We start from the raw sequence: 19,103 nt of genomic DNA, 5'->3' as shown, positions 1-19,103 counted from the left end.
GAGTGGTTTATGGGCGACATTAGGTCTTGCACAAAGTATTGAGGACCAAATTAAACGCACTAACAAGTTTTAAAGAAATTACGTACAGTGCAATCCCTAAAAATGGGGATTTATAAAACCACCTATTCCTTTTGAAGACAGATCTTTATAGATCCATAACCTTCGAAGCTGTTTTTATCAGTTGGGCCGTGTTCTTAACACCAAACTTTTCAATAAGGTTTTTACGGTGCGATATGGCCGTATGGTTGCTGATAAAAAGCATATCTGCAATTTGCTTTGAAGAAAATCCATCTGCGACGAGATGTAGCACCTCCCTTTCCCGTGAAGAAATAGTAGTGCAACGGTTTTTTGAACATATATTCGGATTCGCATCCTTACCTACAGAGAAGCACCCCTCAATACGTTCAATGTCCGTGACATCAAAGAAATAGTTAATGGCCAAGTTGAGCCCGTTCAACCTATGAACTATGATTTCATGCTTAATCGTAACGCGTTTCTTCTTAAGACAAGTAATATGATACCGCATTGAAAGTGGGTTGTTATTCAATGGCGACGACCAGAAATTGACTATGCGGTCTTCAATCCAACCGTTTTCTTCGGGGTCAATTCGAGAAAGCCAGAAAGGCCATCCTTCTTGCAATAATCTTCCCGCACCTTCTCCCAGCATTTTTTTTAGGTTTTGATTGACATACAAAAAGTGGTCATGTTCAATCAAATAAATACCAATCATTAAATTTTCAGAGCGTTCACACTTCTCCAAGATGTCGGAGACTTTGGAAGTCATATTCCTTTCATAAGAGGCGAACGGTTTGAGGCCCTTCTCAATTTCTACAAGGTTCATTGGGGTAAGGTAATTTCCCATAATTTATTGAATATTGCATTTGTAATTCTTAAGGAATGTGTAGATGGTATGGTAGCCTTTATAGATGGTGATTTTTACACAGTAAATGTCATATTTCCCTTTAGTATTCTTTAAAGAAAAACGCCTAGAATAAATACGATTCCGATTCACTGCCCATGATATCACCATTTGAAATCAAAAGACCACTTTCTTGGCAATGGATATCCTCTATGAATTATCGACATGTAGAAACGTTTGAGAAAATTGAATACGCCATTGATATCTATAACTATCGAAGGGTATATTTAAAAAGAAGGTACCCTATAAAGTGAGGAGAACACTATAGGGTCATTCTATAAAACGGAGGGAAGCAGAAATATTGATATCTTCGAAAAACAGTAAACACCACCTATGTCAACAGCTAAATCATGGTTACGTGCCCTTATTGATCTTGTCGAAGTCTTTTTCAACAGCGCTCAAAGGAATCAAAGAGGCCGAACTTGGCACCAACATGTGGTGCCTTATGAAGAAGGTTGGGCCGTACGCCGTGAAGGCAATCAGCGGATCACTAGCAAGCACCGTAAACAGAGCACCGCGATTCGTAAGGCCAAAAGCCTAGCTAAAAAATATAAGGCCGATGTCATTATTCATCGGGAAAACGGGGAGATTCGGGATCGAATGAGTTATGGGGAGTAAGCGTTTTTATCTGGCACAACCTTGATTTCGGCCTTCCACCTCGCCAAAACCCGGTTTGAAGCAACACATGCTGTTTCTGGGCTTGGATACCGGTTAACGCGATGACCTCCAATTCTCCCAGGAAAGCCATAGTTTATTAGCGGTTTCAGCGTTAGGTTCTGGTACGCAAGGCTCCATAAAAAAAGCTACCCCTTTTTGGGTAGCTTTTCTAATACCTGAAAAGCGAAACCGCAATAGCGATTTCCATGCTCTATTTTTATTTTACCTAAAATCTTCAAGCACATTAGACGTCTCCAAGTCGTTGCGAATGGCATCGCGCTGTTCCCTTAATATTTCCTTTAGCCGGGCGGGCACATGGGTGTCGCCCAAAACTTCATTGTATTCTTCGATAGCCGCCTTGTCGCCCCGTATCGCTTCTTCGAGCATGGCTTCGTCATCGTCACCGGAGAAAAACGCTTTGATATCCATCCAAGTACGGTGCATACTGCCTTTGGTACTTCCATCGATATCACTGTCACCCAAATCTAATTCCACTGCCGCATTTTTAAGTTGTACCAAAAATTGCTTTCGTTTTTCGATCCGGCCCGTGAAATATCTTTCGATTCCTTGGTCTTCGGCATTCTCCGCTGCTTTTTGAAACCCCTTGATGGCATCCTCATTTTTTTCAATGACCTCTTGCAGTCTTTTTTGTATTCTTTTTACATCTTCATTCATACTATTCGATTTATATGTTATTGTCTTTCTTTCCAACTGTTTGAAGTTGTTATCATAACATAAACAAAAACCCTACTGTAGGTTGACCCATTACCCTGAATTGTTGATGGTAATGCTATGGTACCATGTTCTAATGTACTATGGAAGTAGAATGAGGTCAAAAGCCCACCTAAATACCCCACTTGACCCCCACGAAAATTGCCTGAGATAAAATTTCGTAGGGCTCCTCCACTATATTCCATAAAAAAAGAACGGCTTTTTGCCGTTCTCCTTTCTGTTTATAGTTATAGTAATGGTTTCTCTTTTAGCCCTAAAAAGTACGATCTATCTCTACCGCGCTATTTGTGATCAATACCAAAATAGTCGGTCGATCCATTACGAAGTACATCCTCTCTTGGTACAGGTGACTTCTTCCTTTGTTAGTATCCAATGACTGGGATGCTTGGTGATATCAATGCCACAGGCTGTATTTCCACCGATATAACCCCTATGTACCTCATCTGTTGGAATATGTTTCACGGTCATTGACTAGCGTTTGATTTGGTTTCAAACCTAAGCCCTTGAAAAGAAAATCCCTTACAGATATCCGTAATCGCGCAAAATGGAGAAGGCCTTTATTCACTTCTAAATTCTACCTTCCCTCACGAGTTTGGCTATCAAATGATTGGTGTTCCTCGCACCAAATTCATCAAATAACTTACTGACTTTTTTATCGATGGTACTCTCACTATTAGGGGTAATATTCTTGCCTTTCAACTTTTCGGAAATCTCTTTTTTGGTCATCCCACTGGCCAAGTCCTTGAGAATATCAAGGTCAAAATTATCCAGTTCGAATACGTTCTCTCCGTTTTGAAATTGAATCTGGGGCGACACAAAGGTTTCTCCCCGATAGACATGTTCGACCGCCGATATCAGTTCCTTTAGTCCATAACGTCCTTTACAGACATAGGCATTGATGCCCTCTTCTTCGAATAACGACTGTATTTTTTTAGGATCATCTTCCATTGAATTTACGATCACCTTTATCGAAGGTTGCAAGGCCCTAGCGGCACGTAGCAGTTCTTTGCCCGACGTAAGCTTGCGCACATTATGATCTTCCTTGAAAAAGAGGTCAGTGACCAAAAGCGGAAAGGGGGCTTTAGTCGCAAGCGCCACTTTGAGCCGGTTCATCGCCCGGTCACAATAGAGCTCTTCTTGAATATCGCCGATCTTCAATTCACGGCGCAAGGTATCAACGATACCCAGATTAGTATCTTGAAAATCTTCGGCAATCAATACTTTGTTGAACATAATGGGACATTTATTTGATAGGAATTTGAATTTCGGCCCTAAAGCCACCGTTCTTCTCCGTATCAAAAATAATACTTCCATGTATGGCTTGAATACGCTTTTCTGTATTCCGGAGTCCATTTTTCATAACCAACGCTTCTTGGGTCGCCCCGGCTCCGTCATCTTCATACCCGACCAAAAGATTTTTTTCGTGAATCTGAAACGTAATGGCGACCGCATTGGCGTCACTGTGTCGTGCGAGATTGATCATTAATTCTTGCAGTACCTTATACAGTACCGTCTTCGTAGGACCCGCTACGGAAGCCCAATCGATTTCCTTCCCGCCACTTAAAAACAACTTTACCGTATTCGGGGTTCGAAACGTAAGCATGGCCACCAGCCCTTCCCAAAAATGGGGCCCGGTATCGACTTCATTGATTTCCCGGGCGAGGTCCCTACTGCGATGGTACAATTTTTCCAAACTATCCAACACTACCGATTTATCTACATCGTTCTGAACCATTAGCATGGCCTTGTTGAGCTCCGCACCATGATCATCGTGAATCTTTCGGGAAAGCTCGGCCTCTGTATCATGAATCGCCTCTAATCGTGCGATCTTATTGGCCTGCTTTAGGCGTTTGGTGCGCTGTACAAAGATGAAAAAAGTGAACCCTAAGACAGATATCATGAAAAAGACCCCGCCTAGGTACATGATTTTATACGCACGTTGCCGACTGGCTTCCATGGCCCGCTGCGTGTTTTCCAGCTCCAAGCTTTGAATGGATTCCTGTTTGATCCTATCATCGTACTTATACTTGGCGAATTGTGTTTTCACTTGTAATTCCTGCGCATAGAGACTGTCTTGCAGCGCTATATATCGGTCGTGAAACTGTACATTGTCGGGTTCCAAACGCATTAAAAACTTTAGCGCATCCTTTTCAGCCCGAGGTATCTTTGAGAGCTTTGACAACTGAATAACCGAGTCGAAATAGCGTTTACCAAGGGGAGGTTTACTTTGGGCGTAATACTCCCCGAGATGAGTATAGCTTGCAATCTGGCCCCTACGATCCTTATTTTGCTTTCGTAGATGCAAGGGTACCTTGAAGTCTTCCGCACTTACAGCATGACCGGCCAACCAACGGGCATAGGCCAGATTGTCCAACACCCGCGCCTTTTCAATTTGGTTATCAAGCCATAACGAATCTTCTTGAATGCCGCTCAGTGTAGCGATAGCTTTATCGTAACTGTTATCGTCCATATAAGTTACGGCCAAATTGTTTTTAAAGAGTAGTTTGTCTTTTTCAGAATCAGTAGTGGCAATGGCCCGGTTGTAATAGGTAATGGCGTCCGAAAGGTTTAAAAGCTTTCTATGGTCCGTAGCCAATACATTGTACGCATAGGCCATTAGATTACGATCTTTCCGGACATTCAAAAACTTTAGGGCCTCTACCAATGTTTCCTTGCTCCCGAAAAAATCGTTCTTGTCCTTTTGAATGGTTCCAATGGTTAATAGATTTTTGGCGATGCCTTGGCTATCTTTGATGCGTTCAAAATATTCCTTTGATTTCGTGTAATAGAATACCGCTTTGCTATCGGAATGGGTAATCTCATTGAAGTAATAGCCCATCAAATAATGCTGCTCGGCAAGGATGGAGTCATTTTGGTGTTGAGGAGTTAAGTCGATAAACCTTTGATGGCAGTTCAGGAGGCTGTCATATTCCCCAGCGGAAAAATGAATCAGGCTTTTTTGGTAAAGTATTAGGGGAAACATGGTATCAAGCGGTTGCTTCTCCACCAGTACTAGGACTCGATCAATGGCCTTCTTTCTTAGGTTCAAGGGAAGGGTCTTATCTTTGGCCTTGTCGAGATACACCCCTACACTATCACCACGTGTATCGTTTTGAGAGAGGTCATGGTCCTGACGGTTCTCACAGGAGACCCACAAGCAGATAAAAAATAATAATAGCAGTTTTCTCAAAGCAAGGCACCTAATGATTGAAACAAAATGAGCTATGCCGTCAAGCATAGCTCAAAGTAACAAAAATTATTCTCACTAAGGGTTAGCCACCCGGTGGCGGTGGAGGCGGATCGGCATCATCCCCTTCCGTGGCATGAATCGTATAGATTCCATCTGTTTCGGTGATAGAATCGTCACTGCACGATAACAAAAACGTATTCAATCCTATGGCCATAACGGCGATAACTATTTTTTTCATTTCTTTTGAATTTTGGACGTACCTGTGGCTGTCCAGGTTATTATTCCGTGTATTTGGCGATACTTTATCGCACTAAAAGAGGGGACGTCTCCCCCAAGTTTGAGAAGTAGAATTCCCGTTGCAGTGGTGTATGACCTACTTCCCTATCGGATCATTTACCGACTGCATTATGGAATTCCGTAAGAAAGATTCTTCAAGAAGGGCTATGTTAGTAAAGTATAGCGGCCATCAATCTTTGGGTAAAATAAATTCATGTGAGGGCAACGATCGCAGACACGTATTCGACTTGTTATAGACATCTTATAGACATCTTATAGACACGGTCTGATCTGAGATTAGGGTTACCTATTACCCTATCTGAAAAAGGCACGTTGAAAAATCTGAATACTAAAGAATATGGATCAGAAAATCATAGGAAGAATAGTTCGAGAGGCATTTGAAAAAGCCAAAAAAGAACATGCCTCGCATACACGGTTTGCATTGGCTACGCATATTAGTGATCGGATCGGTCTGAGTTCGAAAACCCTTGAACGAGTTTATGACAGCTATGTGAGCGGTAAAAAGAAGTATGGACGGCCCCAGGCCGAAAGTATCGAATACCTATGTAGGTATTTGGGGTATGCGAACTACCAGGATTATTGGGTCAGACATCAACCACGGAAAGCAGGTTTAACGAAGCAAACAAAGCGGATAGAAAAATCAGCAATACTGCACAGTTCGATGCAAAGCGTGGGAAGTATGATACTACTAGCCACCCTGGCCTCAATTCTTTTAAATGGAAGAAATATACAGGAGGATGTGTATTCAAGCGCCATGCATAAGGAATGTATCCCTTTCGCCGACACCCTATATATTGTACTTGCCAATAATATACTGCCCTCCGCCATGGTTCGAACAAAAACTACATGCCCTGGGCACCACCACCTACTAGATTTAAAAAAGCTTCCGATCGATGGTGCCCATCCCCTCATGATCGGAAAAGACACGCCTATTATTTGGTACTCTGAAAATCGGAACGATACGATCAAATACTATACGGGGGTATGGATGTCACCTCACATCGGAAAACCTTTAGAGGTTATTTTACCTCAACTTGTGCAGAAAGATATTCCAAAGCCTTCTTATGAAGAGGTATATGCAATGGAATAAAGCCAGAACGATATCGTGGCGATTACCATTAAGGCTCCAAATCCATTTTCTAGATGATTTTTGGTAAACTAAAAGGTAGGCTATACCGATGTTGAATTCTTGGCTTATTGACTATAGCTCCACCCTAATAAAATAATCGAAAAAAAATCAGTACGAGAACCTTCGTGCCTAATTCATAAACCACTTTATTTTTTAACTATCTTTAAACCACTTCCCCACAACTATTTTCTTACAACCGAAAACCAACCCTATGTTTAACAAATGGTTCAACCAAGGAATAAACTTTCTTATTGCCATATGGATTATCCTGTCTTTTCTGATTCTGGTGTGTAACGGTTTTTTCTGGATCAACGATTACATTTCCACCCCTCAACATGGCCTGTTCGACAACTTCGATGCGGTATCCCAAATCATCAAGAAAGAAAGCCTCATCCCCTATCGTATTTACTTTGTATTGGATTTTTTCTGGGGACTCTACTTGCTGCTCATCATCGGGTATTCGGTAAAGGATGAAAAGGGCCATAATCTTTTGAATTATCAAGAGTATCAAACCTCGGCCGCCAAATTCTATATCTTTTTTGCGGGCCTCGCCTTTCTTTTAGATTGCATCGAAGGGCTTTGCTATCTCTTCTATTGGGGCCGCTACCTTGAAGCTATATATATCGGAAAAATGCTGGCCTACGCCATCTGCTTGTCCTTTTTGATGTATTGGTGGCTGAAAAAATACGTTCTTCCCCATTTGAAATCCTTCTTACGCTTTGTGTGGACCTCCCTTTTCAGTATCCTATTTTTGGTGCTTATCTATCTGTTGATCACCATGATGCCCCAAGGTGGAACCATTATTGTAGACTTGTTCTACAGTCCCTCGAATATCGTTATTCTCTTCTTTTTATTGGCTTTTTTGGCCATTATGATTTCACACTACCCCGTATACTCCGATATCTGGATGAATGGCGATAACACCTGTGTGAATTTAGAAATGGACAAAAAGCTACGTTTTCTAGGCTTCGGAATTATTTACTATAAACGCATCTCGGGAAAGGATGCATTGAACCGTTCCTTCGACAATGAAATGGTAAAGGCGATGCGCAGAAGTTTAGGCATTCTGTTATACGTTGCCGTATTTAATATTCTGTTCAGCGTTGTCTCCCAATTTTTTGAAGTACAGTTCGATGTGCTCACCCTGACCGTTTTCGTATTGGTCGTGACGCTTTTCCAGTACTATTTGGACGGTAAAAAATACGATAATTGGAAGGATACACTGGCGGACAAAAAGGTATCGGAAGCGATCAAGGAAAAAACGGTCAAAGAGATCGTCTCTTACGTCACCTGGTTCCCCAAATACTTCGTCATCAGTACGTTTTTGGTCTTTATTACCGCCCTTGTTGCCCATTTTTTACACTGGAACCGATGGACGATCGTACTTTTTTTGATTTCGGCAGGATTTCAGGTATTCCTATATGTGATGTTCAAAATTGCGCGTACATTCTTTAAATATGTGTACCGCTGGGAATCGCTCAAAACCCATCATACCGAGATGTACAGTGATACTACCATGAAACTTTTCGAAAAGTACGATCCGAACGCTACGCGCGGCGATACGAAAATGGGTAAGTTTATCGGAAAGCTTAGCGATAACGTCAGATACCTTCGGCTAATGCAAATCTGTGGTCTCCTTTCCTTCTTTTCCCTGATTCTCGCCAATTCGATTTTCGAGGTCGCTACTTTTTTTAATCCGCTGGTTATAATATTGCTCTATATCATTTTTTTCTATTCCCTTTTCGTAATCATTTTTAAACATGTGCTCTACTACCATAGGCGGCCGGAAAGCAACTTCAAAGGGCGTAACTTTTTCAAATACGGTATTCCCCTGGCCTTCTTTTTTCTGTTGGGATGGATGGTGTTCACCGCTATGTTTCCCAATGATCTGCACCAACTGACATTGGTAGCGCGCACAAAACCGAATCCGCTTTCCCATAAGACCTACCTCAATACGATGACCAAGCATATACCCCGAGGAGGAACCGAAAATTACTTTTTGGTAGGTTCTTACGGTGGAGGCTTGAAAGCCAATCTTTGGAACCTTTTGCTGTTGAATCGATTGGAGAATGCCTCGAACAAAGAATTTTTGAATCGTACCCTGGTCCTTTCCGGGGTTTCCGGCGGTGCCGTAGGTATCGGTAATTTCGCCTCCCTGCTCTATGAACAGCATGATAGTTTGGCCATTGCCAAGGGCATTGACAACATCGGAAATTCCAATGTACTGTCCAACGAATTGACCTATCTGCTGGGTCGCGATCTGGTTCGGGAATACTTCCCTTTTTCGAATTACGAGGGCCGGGACCGCTCTTATAAAAGCATGGAGGAACATGCAAAGAACACGGGAATGAAAGCATACAACACCTTTGCCTTTGATGAATATTGGTTAGATATCTTCGAGAAGCGAGACAGCACCTTTCCCTTATTGATTATCAATACCACTGCCGTCGGTGGGCAACAAGGGTTGGCCGTATCCGTACAGTTTCCTGAGACTACCTTCGCAGGAGCACGGATTATCAACGAATTTAAGGATAACCTGAGCGATAGCACCCTGACTTATTTTGGGGCCATCTCTACGACCAACCGGTTCCCGTTTTTTAGTCCCACTGCCAAAATACGTACGAAGGGCAGTTATTTAGACGGCGGCTATTTCGATAATTCGGGCATGTTAAGTCCTTTGGAGGTCTTCGACGAAATCATACGGGATACTGCAGAAGCTTATGCAACCAAGATCAACCCCGTCTTCATCAATATCATCAATTCCGAGGATTTCTATATTGCCCAAAAAGTAAAGGAATACGGCCTCAAACCGAAAAGCATCAATGATGCGAGCGAAATCGGTTCGATTATCGGCACGGTAGCGTCCATCGATAAACTACCCCGTTTCATTTTGGAGAAAATAAGGGCACGCGGCTATGCCGTCGAACTGATCATGATGCCCCATAAACTCAGTTACGAAAAGGTCAAAAACGCGTTAAACGGGGAGATACCGGAACCCTTGGACCTGATGGAACGCATAGCGCTGCATAATGATTCCATCGACGCGGCGCTAAGAGCCTATAAGGCCTATGACTTGCCCAAATGGGGTGTCATTCAGCCTCCTTTGGCCCGTTTACTGAGCGAACCCGCCGTTCGCTATCAAGAAGCCATGATCAATCAACACGCGTCGGTCAAAAACACCTTGCAACGTATTCTGGACGATTATATTACTACCAAAGAAGTAATCGATACCGTGTTTCAAAATAAAGTAAGGCGAAGAGCAGTGTCGAGGTATAGCACGAAAGAAAAATTACCCAAAGAAAAAAAGGAGTAATTAAAAAAGAGTACAAAGCCTTCCAAAATAGTTCAAAACAACCCCTTCGGTGCGCACTTCATGCCCTACTCTTCGAAAACCGATATTCCGAACGTATACAAAATGGGACAAAATTCTCCACTACTTCTTTCAAATGCCTTTTCAATACACTCGGAGTATCCAGTTTAATCAAAATCCCTTGGGGGTAGTTCCTTCAAGGTCATTTCGACGGTACCGGAAACCAGTACGTGTACCGTAATATGGTCGTTAAATGACTCTAAAGCAGCTACCGAAAGGCCTTCCAATACACCATAAAGTTGGGTTCCTTTTACGAGGGACACCCCCGTTTCAAGCTTTTGGTTCAACTTGACTAATTGGGGTCGTATCAGTTCCTTCATATCGACCGAGGCCGCATCTAGAATCTTACGATAGTACAATCTATTGGCGAAGGCTTCCAAGGCTTTGTCCAATAAAAAATTCCGGCTCTTGGAATCCATCTTAAAAGTACCGATCGAGAGTTGTTCCGTAACCGAATCGTATTGCAACGATCCATGTAAGTATATGGGCATCTCCTTAAAACCTACTATTTTGCGATGCAGGGCGATACGCAACCCGAGTACTACATCATAATCCGGAAGGGGACTAACCTCCAATTGGATGCCTATGATTTTGGCATATTTACGGTCTTTCGACCCTAATTCCATGCCCATAAGTTTCACATCCATCAATTGCCGTAAGACCGTATAGGATATTTTGATGGGAAGTTTCAGACGTAGGGGTTCGGGCTTCATAGCTCAGCATTAACAGAGGGTATAAAGATACTGATTCGAAAACGACCCCGAGCTAAGATATTCTACCCCGATGTAAGCTCCCTGGGCGTATCCTATTTTTCCATGAGTTCCAAAACCTTGTCCATTAACACATAGGCATTTTGTTCTGTAAATCCCCTTGGGCATTTTTAGGGCCTTGTTCCCTAAAAAACTAGATTTTGAAGATGCCCGCGCAGCATTGGGAGCGGTATTCGCCCTACAGCCGCACCCTAGTCTTTTCATCAGTTCACTACAAGATCCACGACCCCGTTCGTTAGTAAATTGGCTTCTAGTACAAACTCTTTGATATTACTGCCATCGTCGATCGACATAGAGACCGTATTCGGTGAAATGCTTCCTTCGTTATGGGCATAGAGCAACACGTAATTGTAGCCATCATACTCCAGGGTAGTACTGATGGAATAGGTGTTTGCGGGGCCTTCCAAAGTTCGTTCGGTGATGACTTCCTTCCCGTTTACAAAAATGGATACGATGTCCCCATCGATTCTACCATGGTCCCATATTGAAATAATAATTTCCCGATTCTCTAAGGTAATCGTGCCTAAATTCTCATTATCGCGATCTTGAAAGGTGGGTGGAATAATACTGGTTTCGTTTCGGGAGGGACCGTCATCTTTGGAGCATCCTACAGCTAACAAGGTTATAAACAGTACAATTAGTTGGATTTTTCGTGTTCTCATCTTTTTTGGTTTTAGTCATTAATTATATAATTGGTATAAAATTCGCTCCCTACCCTTTTGTTCCACGTATGGAACGCGCCGGTATCTTGTCAAGGCCGTGGCACGTTTTGGTCCCTTATCGGGATTCTGATTGCCTACCTCACAAACCTAAATCGAACCCACCAGTTCATTTTACGGTTACCCACAATGAACAGGAGATTTATGGTTTATTTAGACGAAAGGGAAGTATTAGGGGACGAATGGAGAAATCGCGAAGGAAAAAACGCTTGCCCATAGCAGTGATGTTGGCAAAATGGGTAAGGGTTACCGTAAGTACTTGCGATTCACTTCTAAAATACAGACCTTGTACCGTTTCGAACCATTAGACAATCTACCATGAAACTTAGAATCGTACTTCCTGTTCTTCTTCTCTTTATCTCGGAAAGTAGAATGAATGCGCAAGATTTTGACACCCAGCTTGAAGCCATGGCCCAAGCGCTTGCAGAAAAAATAGACACCAAAAATATAAGTAAGGTGGCCGTTTGGGGATTCCTTTCCGAAGACAATCAACAGAACGACTTCGGTAATTTTTTGACAGACGATTTTTCTATCTATCTCGTGAACCATTCCGAGAGCTTTGCCGTTGTCGAGCGGAACCACCTTACTGTTATATTGAAGGAACACCGCTTAAATGCAGAGGGCTATATCGATGAAAAGACGACCAAACAGCTGGGAAAAATAAGTGCTGCCGATGCCTTGGTGATAGGCACCTATACGATTTTCAATTCGGAAATACGGCTTCGGGTAAAAGTACTGGACACGGAAACTGCCCTTCAGTTTGCCGGTAGCGTCGGAACCCTGCCGATGAACGCCAATATTGCACAGCGCCTCGGAAAACTTTGATTTACGCCTTACTACGGGTGTATCTTTTCTAAAGCGACACTTTTGGCCTGGGAATTCGAAAAGCCGATACCATAACGCAGTATCGATTGGGAAAGGCCCTGCACTTTTTCCCCGGTCAGGGCACTATAGGTATCGAAATTCAAGCGTACTTCACAGGTCGTTTTCTGTCCGTCGTTATCAAAATGGTAATCTATCGTCCCCACACACACCCATTCGGTATTGGCGGCCGACTCAAAATTCCCTGACAACAAGGCTTCATGTTGTAAGTCAGACGGTATGGCCATTCTCTTATATTCTTTAAAAAAAGTATCGCCTATGTGGCGGCTGGCTTGACGGTCGAGTCCTGAAGGGCCAAATATGTAAACACCCGCAGAGTGCGGCATCGGTTCACCTTTTTCAATTATAGAACGATCTTGAGATGTATCTGTCACGTTCACGGTATCGACCATTGCGGATTTGTTAGGCTGGGTATCCGGCATAGTGGAAGTATTTCCATGGTAAGTAAAAATATATTCGGACAACTTGAACAACGTCACGGCAATCAATAGTACCTTTAATATTAGGCCAAGTCTACTTTTTATAAGTTGCTCTGTTTTTAAATCCATGGTCTCGATTAAATCCAATCATCCCAGAAATCGTCATCAAAATCCGGATATGCCTCAAGCATTCCCCCTAAAATAGAAGCGTCATCCGATAGGGCATATTTTAAGGGAACAAGAAACAGCCCCACAGCTCCTAAATTTCTATAAAGAAATTTGGCACGTTGATATTGCTTTTTGGTCTCCAATAACTCCTGTTGAAGAAAGTTTAAGAAATCGAGCGAAAGTTTTTGATCCGTATAGGCTGTTGTAGGGTTTGATGCATCGTTCTGTTTGTTTAACAACTTTTCTACGAAACTATCATTGTTGGCTATAAACTGTTCAATTCTAGAAATACGGTTCTCAATGCCTTCAAGCTTTTCAGGCAGTTTCGGAAACAATCGCTCCATCACTGCTTCGGTGGGGGGCTCTTGCAAAGTATAGTCCCCAATCGAATTTGATTTCCCTGTAAGATCGTCCAGTGAAATGGGCCGTTCACTCAGGTCCTTCGCATTACAGTACGCAATAAAACCTTGTAGCGACCCCGGTTTCGGACTATAGATTTGCTTAACGGAACCTATACGGATTGCCTCAACATAGTTAAGATTTCTATCGATAGTTTTGCGAAAATCTTTACCACTGGCCTCTTGATCGTGTTGGGCGTAATAGTCTTCTAACAACTTTTTGGTCTTCAAGTTGCGTTTTGGGGATGCTCCGGGCGGAAAAATCTTTTCCATCAAATAGAGGTAAGCGATAAAACTATCCTTGGTCATCTTTCTTGGCTAGTCCCAAATTTAAAAATTAAGCGCTATAAAAAAAATTATAACGAAGGGAGACATTGGGTAATGTCCCAGACATTGCAAGATGTCCTAAACCACTGGCCTTCATACCCTTTCTTTGTGGTGTAATTAGTTCGTAAGACGTTGCGAAGCAAACGATTACAAATTGAGGGCCCTCATTTTTTAACTGAATTAATAACCATTAAATCAAGAGAAAAATGAGAAATGTGATGCGAATTATTTTAATGAGTTTTGTAGTAGGAAGCACTTTTACCGCATGCTCCAAACAAGACTTGGCCGAAGATGAGCTCCAAATCGAAACTGTCGCAACCGAAGGTGATGATGAAAAAGATAAAAATGAGCCCGGAGGCGATTAATTTCAGATACCATTCTATGGAAGACGGGTGTAATGCCCGTCTTTTTTTGTTTTCTCTTGGGTTTCGGAAGATCCATACGCGGTTGAAAAAACTTGGTGATGGGTTCACCGGATGACACATCGGTATTATATATTTCCTATATTTCGGCTCAAATGCGTAAGGTGAATATAAGGTCCGTTACAATATTATCAGCCCTTATTTTGATGTGGTTTGGTTGTTCTGAGCCTATCGGAGAAGACAGCACTCTTACGGTGACCAGCCAAATAGAAGGTCTGATACAACGTAGTAAGAACAGAAAACTTGATTATAAAGAGCGCTTGGCTTATTTAGATACAGCCCGTAGCCTTCTAAAATTGCCTTTCCCCGCCCAAGATTCCCTAGAAATGGAAATTTTGTATGCCAAAGGATTGATCTACTATAGCTCGGGCCAAATCGATAACTTCTACCATACCAACAAAGAACTTGCAAAAATAGCCCTAACGAACGGCAGCCAAGACCTATTAGGAAAAGCTTCTTTCAATTTGGGCTATTATTTTGACGAGTTGACCCATCGACCCGATAGTGCCTTTTTTTATTATCAACAAGCCAAAAATTCCTATTTAAAAAGTTCAAATCGAAAGGGGCTTTTCGAAGTCCTTGAAAATATTGCCATTTTGCAAAGTATCCAGAATGATTTTTTTGGGACCAAAGAGACTCTTACTGAAGCCATCAGCATTTCGAACGACGATACGTCAAGGGCTTCCATATACAATGAGCTCGCTACCAACCATCGAAAACTGCTAAACTATAAAGATGCCGTGACGTATTATCAACGGGCTATCGAAAATGCCAATAGCCCGAATAAAGCCATTAAGTACAAAAACAATTTGGCCACCTTGTTCACCGACATGTCGGATTACGATAGCGCTATCCTTCTTTTTGAAGAAATTATTCAAGAAAACGCATTGAACAGGAAATCGACGACCTACGCCAGGATTTTGGATAACTATACCTATACCCGTTGGAAAAACGGTGACAATGATGTTGAAGCCCCTTTTTATAGGGCCCTACAGATACGCAAAGAAAATAAGGATATACGGGGACAGATTGCCAGTTTCTCTCATTTGGGGGAATACCTCGGACAAGAAAAACCTCAGCTTTCAAAAAAATATCTGGATACCGTGATTCAACTTTCACGACAATTACGAACCCCCAAAGCCGAAGCCGATGCCCTACACCTACTTATGAACTTAGCTCCTGAAAACTTAGCGTTTCGAAATCGTTATATTTTTCTTAAGGATAGCATGTACACTAATGAACTTAAGGTGAAGACCCAGTTCGCCAAAATGAAATATGACGATGAACAAGAAAAAGAAAAGATTCTGGCATTGGAGGCGGAGACATCACTGCGCCGAGCAGAACTTGCCGAGCAAAAGACCCAAAAGATCATTTTGATCTCGCTTGCCGGATTTTTGCTTTTAGGGGGTACGGCCTTTTTATACCTGCTTCAGCAAAGGCACAGAAAAGAAAAATTAGAGGAAGTCTACAATACCGAGAAAAGAATAAGTCAAGATCTTCACGATGGTCTTGCCAATGATATTTTCGGCCTTATGACCCAATTGCAAAACAAGGAGAAAAAAGATAGCGAAATCATTAACCATTTAGAAAAACTATATCAGACCACGAGGCTGATCTCCCATGAAAATTCAGAAATACGCACGGGGCCAGACTTCAAAGAAGAGCTCAATGGTTTAATCGCCAACTATCAACATCATGGCATGGTCATATTGGTAAAAGGCTTGAGCAACATTGACTGGGCCCATCTCGAAACACATAAATGTGTTGTGGTTCATCGATCGGTACAAGAACTTTTGGTCAATATGAAAAAACATTCCCAAGCAACTTTGGTTTCCCTCCAATTCGAACAAAAAAAGAAGCAGATTAAAATCATCTATACCGATAATGGAGTCGGGTTTACCCAGAAGACCAAAAGAGGTATCGGTCTTATGAATACGGAAAACCGTATTCAGGCATTGGGGGGTACCATTATATTTGAATCCAAACAAGGGTCTGGGGCCAAAATAAAAATCTCCATTCCCGTTTAAGTCCTTTGATATGTTTAAAAAAGTCTTGGTTGTGGAGGATTTGGATACGGTAGGCTACGGTATCTCCGCCATGCTTAATAATGAATTGCACATCGAAAAGGTAGTGCTGACCCAATATTGCGATGAGGCCTATGCAAAATGGCAGGCGGCACGAATGAAAAATGACCCTTTCGACCTTTTGATCACGGATCTTTCCTTTCAACGGGACCATAGACCCCTCACCATACCCTCAGGAAAATCGTTGATCGATAAAATACGTTCAAAAGATCAAAACATACCTATCATCGTTTGCTCGGTCGAAGAAAAACCCGATATGGTCAAACGCCTTATCGAAATTAGTGAAATATCGGCCTATGTGCTCAAGGGTCGTGATGGACTTAAAGACCTTAAAAATTCGGTGAGGGCCGCGTTTGAAGGCAAAAGATTTCTTTCCGCAAAAATTGAACGGTTGGTGCATAGCAAAAACCTCTTCGAAATCGAAGAATATGATGTCTCTTTATTGATCTATCTTTCCAACGGCCTTACCCAAGAGCAGATTTCCAACCTTTTTACTTCGAAGGGGGTATCACCGAGTAGCTTAAGCTCTATAGAAAAACGCTTGAACAAATTAAAAGACATTTTTCAGGCGAACAACAATGTTCATCTGGTCGCCAACGCCAAAGATGTAGGGTTAATCTGAAAAATATTTTTACATATTCTTAACTATGGAATTTAATTTTTATGTAACAGACAATAAATCGGAAATTTACGGGAAACCGTATCCTATTCAACCCCCTATTTAGTATGTTTGAACACAAGAACACCAACGAGTTTTAGGGCGCCCCACTCCAAATTCCCAGTGTGAGACATAGTGCAAAAAAATTTATAGATATATATGTCAAAATACATGAGAATAGGGCGAGCTTTATTTTTATACTCCCTTATCTTTTACGGCTTCATTCAACCTTCGGAGGCACAAGAAAAAAAGTTGCTCCGAAAGGAGGATTTTTCATCCGAGATTAAAGATTTTAAACGCAGTTCCCTGTTGACTTTAATGATAGAAACCCCTGAAAAGGAAAAATTGAACACTATTAAAGGTACTTTCAAAGAAATCGGCATTCCCGATAAGTTCAATGACCATAGCCTCGATGTTTCGTTTATCGCCCTGAAAAGTGAAGCGGCGGACCATTCCGACATCCTCTCGGAAAAATTGAAAGAGGCGGGCATTGCCAAAAGGATGATTTCGAAATGGTTCGGCCGAAGTAAAAAGGGTACGTTCGATCTAGAGTTGATCAAGCAAAGGGGGCTCTATAATGCCAGTGCCTTTGATCGTGAAATTGCAAAAAAAACATTACGTGGTAATGCTATGCTCGAAGATGCGGGCGAACATTTGATAGGCAATACCTTCGTTATCGTAAATGATTACAAGTACACCAATAAAGAAGAGGTGGTTTCAAAAGGAAAGGAACTGCTGAACGATGTTTCGAACCTCTTCGGCAGTAGGGCTTCTCGGAGTACAACCGCCCAAGCCGCAGATATTCTTGCCAAGGGCTACATCATCAAGGCGACTTCCTATTTATATCGGTTGGTTTGGGATGAGGCCACAGCTGCCACCTTCTATGAAGAATTATGGGTAACCGAAGAAACTTTTGACAAAGGGATTGCCGACTCTTTTGATACTACCGACCTTTTCAAATTGGAGTATATAGGTCGACAAGATTCGTGGGCAGACGTGCAATCGACCAAATACACCTTAAAATCAGATGAAGAACTTATTGCTAGAGCGACCGTCAAAGCGACCGATGCGGCAATCTCAAAATTAGAGCGGAAGTTTGAAGTCTTTCGAACAAAAACCCCCTTGATCAGTGTTGACCCCCTTGCCGCAGAAATTGGCAGTAAGGAAGGGTTGGTCAAAGGGGACCGATTCGAGGTGCTCGAACAGCTGGTCTATGATGATGGAACAATCGACTACGAAAAAGTCGCCGAAATCACCGTGGATCATGACCAGATTTGGGACAATTCATATATGCCCGAGGAAACACCGGAATCAGAACTAAAATATACCGTTTTTAAAGGCAATGCCAAGAATCTATACCCTGGTATGCTGATACGGTTCAAACGAAACCAAAACATATTCAAATGAAAGACAATGGCTTGAAAAAAACAGTACCTTTTTTACTCTTCTTTTTACTGGGCACATCCATATTTGCCCAAGGCAAACAGAAAAAAGCGGACAATGACACCTATGATTGGGAATACAATATCGAGTGCTACGGAAACACGGCCAAACAGGGGTATAAATTGGTGAAGGTATGGTCGTACTCGAAAGAGCGGGGCGTGGCCACTTCCCAAGCCAAAAAGAACGCCGTACATGGCATCATATTCAAAGGGTTTACCGGTGATGGACGCGGATGCAAATCTTCGCGTCCTCTAATGAATCGCGACATGACCGACAAAGAGTACAAAGACTTTTTTAGGGATTTCTTCCTGGATGATGGGGGCTATGCCCGTTTCGTCACCTACGCCACTGATACCAAAGGGGGTACCGAGGTGCAAAAACTCGTTCGGAACAAAAAGGAAAAAAAGGAAAAGTTCTACCAATACAAAATAGGTGTCGTAGTCACCGTCGCCACCGACGAGCTTCGAAAACACTTGGAAAAAGAAGGTATCATCAACGCACTGGCAAAAGGTTTTTAAT

Annotated in this window: 19 protein-coding genes; 9 read left to right on the top strand and 10 right to left on the bottom strand. The window is 42.3% G+C overall.

Annotation, left to right across the window (positions count from 1 at the left end; genetic code table 11):
• Window positions 1-145 precede the first annotated feature (145 nt).
• Complete coding sequence (locus tag F2B13_RS10040; protein WP_232622941.1) at window positions 146-862, bottom strand: response regulator transcription factor; 717 nt, start codon at window positions 860-862, stop codon at window positions 146-148.
• Window positions 863-1,252: 390 nt separating this feature from the next.
• Here F2B13_RS10040 and F2B13_RS10035 point away from each other — a divergent pair, with 390 nt between their 5' ends.
• On the top strand, window positions 1,253-1,537 hold the full coding sequence (locus F2B13_RS10035; protein ID WP_149274947.1) for a DUF2188 domain-containing protein: 285 nt from the start codon (window positions 1,253-1,255) through the stop codon (window positions 1,535-1,537).
• Window positions 1,538-1,798: 261 nt separating this feature from the next.
• Here the strand turns inward: F2B13_RS10035 and F2B13_RS10030 are convergent, their stop codons facing one another.
• The 5 genes from F2B13_RS10030 to F2B13_RS20415 all read right to left on the bottom strand — a co-directional run bounded on the left by F2B13_RS10030 (window position 1,799) and on the right by F2B13_RS20415 (window position 5,736).
• A complete protein-coding gene (locus F2B13_RS10030; protein WP_149274946.1) occupies window positions 1,799-2,251 on the bottom strand; it encodes a ferritin-like domain-containing protein in 453 nt (150 codons plus the stop codon).
• A gap of 375 nt (window positions 2,252-2,626) precedes the next feature.
• On the bottom strand, window positions 2,627-2,776 hold the full coding sequence (locus F2B13_RS20420; RefSeq protein ID WP_198439735.1) for a hypothetical protein: 150 nt from the start codon (window positions 2,774-2,776) through the stop codon (window positions 2,627-2,629).
• A gap of 99 nt (window positions 2,777-2,875) precedes the next feature.
• Window positions 2,876-3,541, bottom strand: a complete 666-nt coding sequence (locus F2B13_RS10025) for a DNA-binding response regulator (RefSeq protein WP_149274945.1) — start codon at window positions 3,539-3,541, stop codon at window positions 2,876-2,878.
• A 10-nt stretch (window positions 3,542-3,551) separates the two neighbouring features.
• Complete coding sequence (locus F2B13_RS10020) at window positions 3,552-5,498, bottom strand: hypothetical protein (RefSeq protein ID WP_149304090.1); 1,947 nt, start codon at window positions 5,496-5,498, stop codon at window positions 3,552-3,554.
• Between the two features lie 82 nt (window positions 5,499-5,580).
• Window positions 5,581-5,736 (bottom strand): hypothetical protein, encoded by a 156-nt coding sequence (locus F2B13_RS20415; RefSeq protein WP_198439734.1) that lies wholly within the window; start codon window positions 5,734-5,736, stop codon window positions 5,581-5,583.
• 396 nt (window positions 5,737-6,132) lie between these two features.
• Between F2B13_RS20415 and F2B13_RS10015 the strand changes: the two genes are divergently transcribed.
• Together F2B13_RS10015 and F2B13_RS10010 are read left to right on the top strand one after the other, a co-directional pair.
• A complete protein-coding gene (locus tag F2B13_RS10015) occupies window positions 6,133-6,885 on the top strand; it encodes a hypothetical protein (RefSeq protein ID WP_149274943.1) in 753 nt (250 codons plus the stop codon).
• A 250-nt stretch (window positions 6,886-7,135) separates the two neighbouring features.
• Window positions 7,136-10,237, top strand: coding sequence for a hypothetical protein (locus F2B13_RS10010; protein WP_149304089.1), 3,102 nt, complete (start codon window positions 7,136-7,138; stop codon window positions 10,235-10,237).
• 164 nt (window positions 10,238-10,401) lie between these two features.
• On the opposite strand, the gene F2B13_RS10005 is transcribed toward F2B13_RS10010, so the two are convergent.
• Both F2B13_RS10005 and F2B13_RS10000 read right to left on the bottom strand, forming a co-directional pair.
• Complete coding sequence (locus F2B13_RS10005; RefSeq protein WP_149304088.1) at window positions 10,402-11,007, bottom strand: DUF4403 family protein; 606 nt, start codon at window positions 11,005-11,007, stop codon at window positions 10,402-10,404.
• Window positions 11,008-11,267: 260 nt separating this feature from the next.
• The gene (locus F2B13_RS10000) at window positions 11,268-11,726 is read right to left on the bottom strand and encodes a hypothetical protein (protein WP_149274940.1); all 459 of its coding nucleotides are present in this window, start codon (window positions 11,724-11,726) and stop codon (window positions 11,268-11,270) included.
• Window positions 11,727-12,101: 375 nt separating this feature from the next.
• Here F2B13_RS10000 and F2B13_RS09995 point away from each other — a divergent pair, with 375 nt between their 5' ends.
• A complete protein-coding gene (locus F2B13_RS09995) occupies window positions 12,102-12,608 on the top strand; it encodes a FlgO family outer membrane protein (RefSeq protein WP_149274939.1) in 507 nt (168 codons plus the stop codon).
• Between the two features lie 11 nt (window positions 12,609-12,619).
• On the opposite strand, the gene F2B13_RS09990 is transcribed toward F2B13_RS09995, so the two are convergent.
• Window positions 12,620-13,213: a hypothetical protein gene (locus F2B13_RS09990; RefSeq protein WP_149274938.1), complete on the bottom strand. Its 594-nt coding sequence runs from the start codon at window positions 13,211-13,213 to the stop codon at window positions 12,620-12,622.
• Window positions 13,214-13,221: 8 nt separating this feature from the next.
• Window positions 13,222-13,959, bottom strand: a complete 738-nt coding sequence (locus F2B13_RS09985) for a hypothetical protein (protein WP_198440102.1) — start codon at window positions 13,957-13,959, stop codon at window positions 13,222-13,224.
• A gap of 224 nt (window positions 13,960-14,183) precedes the next feature.
• Here F2B13_RS09985 and F2B13_RS20410 point away from each other — a divergent pair, with 224 nt between their 5' ends.
• The 5 genes from F2B13_RS20410 to F2B13_RS09965 all read left to right on the top strand — a co-directional run bounded on the left by F2B13_RS20410 (window position 14,184) and on the right by F2B13_RS09965 (window position 19,102).
• Window positions 14,184-14,342 (top strand): hypothetical protein, encoded by a 159-nt coding sequence (locus tag F2B13_RS20410; protein WP_198439733.1) that lies wholly within the window; start codon window positions 14,184-14,186, stop codon window positions 14,340-14,342.
• A 98-nt stretch (window positions 14,343-14,440) separates the two neighbouring features.
• Entirely contained in the window at window positions 14,441-16,426 is a 1,986-nt protein-coding gene (locus tag F2B13_RS09980) for a tetratricopeptide repeat-containing sensor histidine kinase (protein WP_149274936.1), read from the top strand.
• A gap of 10 nt (window positions 16,427-16,436) precedes the next feature.
• Window positions 16,437-17,105, top strand: a complete 669-nt coding sequence (locus tag F2B13_RS09975) for a response regulator (RefSeq protein ID WP_149274935.1) — start codon at window positions 16,437-16,439, stop codon at window positions 17,103-17,105.
• Between the two features lie 207 nt (window positions 17,106-17,312).
• Window positions 17,313-18,548: a hypothetical protein gene (locus tag F2B13_RS09970; protein WP_149274934.1), complete on the top strand. Its 1,236-nt coding sequence runs from the start codon at window positions 17,313-17,315 to the stop codon at window positions 18,546-18,548.
• Window positions 18,545-19,102 (top strand): hypothetical protein, encoded by a 558-nt coding sequence (locus F2B13_RS09965; protein WP_149274933.1) that lies wholly within the window; start codon window positions 18,545-18,547, stop codon window positions 19,100-19,102. The genes F2B13_RS09970 and F2B13_RS09965 overlap by 4 nt, the downstream gene beginning before the upstream one ends.
• The last annotated feature ends 1 nt before the right edge of the window (window position 19,103 follow it).

The sequence above is a fragment of the Pareuzebyella sediminis genome, from assembly GCF_008367235.1.
Lineage (GTDB): Bacteria > Bacteroidota > Bacteroidia > Flavobacteriales > Flavobacteriaceae > Pareuzebyella > Pareuzebyella sediminis.
The sequence above is the reverse complement of the archived record's forward strand: the minus strand, read 5'-3'. Positions and strand labels throughout refer to the sequence as shown.

What these genes read in the sequence shown, in the direction of transcription:
- F2B13_RS10005 (WP_149304088.1), bottom strand. Translation starts at nt 11,007, where the DNA reads ATGAAGCCCGAACCCCTACGTCTGAAACTTCCCATCAAAATATCCTAT.
- F2B13_RS20410 (WP_198439733.1), top strand. Translation starts at nt 14,184, where the DNA reads ATGAGAAATGTGATGCGAATTATTTTAATGAGTTTTGTAGTAGGAAGC.
- F2B13_RS10035 (WP_149274947.1), top strand. Translation starts at nt 1,253, where the DNA reads ATGTCAACAGCTAAATCATGGTTACGTGCCCTTATTGATCTTGTCGAA.
- F2B13_RS09965 (WP_149274933.1), top strand. Translation starts at nt 18,545, where the DNA reads ATGAAAGACAATGGCTTGAAAAAAACAGTACCTTTTTTACTCTTCTTT.
- F2B13_RS09975 (WP_149274935.1), top strand. Translation starts at nt 16,437, where the DNA reads ATGTTTAAAAAAGTCTTGGTTGTGGAGGATTTGGATACGGTAGGCTAC.
- F2B13_RS10040 (WP_232622941.1), bottom strand. Translation starts at nt 862, where the DNA reads ATGGGAAATTACCTTACCCCAATGAACCTTGTAGAAATTGAGAAGGGC.
- F2B13_RS20420 (WP_198439735.1), bottom strand. Translation starts at nt 2,776, where the DNA reads ATGACCGTGAAACATATTCCAACAGATGAGGTACATAGGGGTTATATC.
- F2B13_RS09995 (WP_149274939.1), top strand. Translation starts at nt 12,102, where the DNA reads ATGAAACTTAGAATCGTACTTCCTGTTCTTCTTCTCTTTATCTCGGAA.
- F2B13_RS10000 (WP_149274940.1), bottom strand. Translation starts at nt 11,726, where the DNA reads ATGAGAACACGAAAAATCCAACTAATTGTACTGTTTATAACCTTGTTA.
- F2B13_RS10025 (WP_149274945.1), bottom strand. Translation starts at nt 3,541, where the DNA reads ATGTTCAACAAAGTATTGATTGCCGAAGATTTTCAAGATACTAATCTG.
- F2B13_RS09985 (WP_198440102.1), bottom strand. Translation starts at nt 13,959, where the DNA reads ATGACCAAGGATAGTTTTATCGCTTACCTCTATTTGATGGAAAAGATT.
- F2B13_RS10010 (WP_149304089.1), top strand. Translation starts at nt 7,136, where the DNA reads ATGTTTAACAAATGGTTCAACCAAGGAATAAACTTTCTTATTGCCATA.
- F2B13_RS09990 (WP_149274938.1), bottom strand. Translation starts at nt 13,213, where the DNA reads ATGGATTTAAAAACAGAGCAACTTATAAAAAGTAGACTTGGCCTAATA.
- F2B13_RS20415 (WP_198439734.1), bottom strand. Translation starts at nt 5,736, where the DNA reads ATGAAAAAAATAGTTATCGCCGTTATGGCCATAGGATTGAATACGTTT.
- F2B13_RS10015 (WP_149274943.1), top strand. Translation starts at nt 6,133, where the DNA reads ATGGATCAGAAAATCATAGGAAGAATAGTTCGAGAGGCATTTGAAAAA.
- F2B13_RS09980 (WP_149274936.1), top strand. Translation starts at nt 14,441, where the DNA reads ATGGGTTCACCGGATGACACATCGGTATTATATATTTCCTATATTTCG.
- F2B13_RS09970 (WP_149274934.1), top strand. Translation starts at nt 17,313, where the DNA reads ATGAGAATAGGGCGAGCTTTATTTTTATACTCCCTTATCTTTTACGGC.
- F2B13_RS10030 (WP_149274946.1), bottom strand. Translation starts at nt 2,251, where the DNA reads ATGAATGAAGATGTAAAAAGAATACAAAAAAGACTGCAAGAGGTCATT.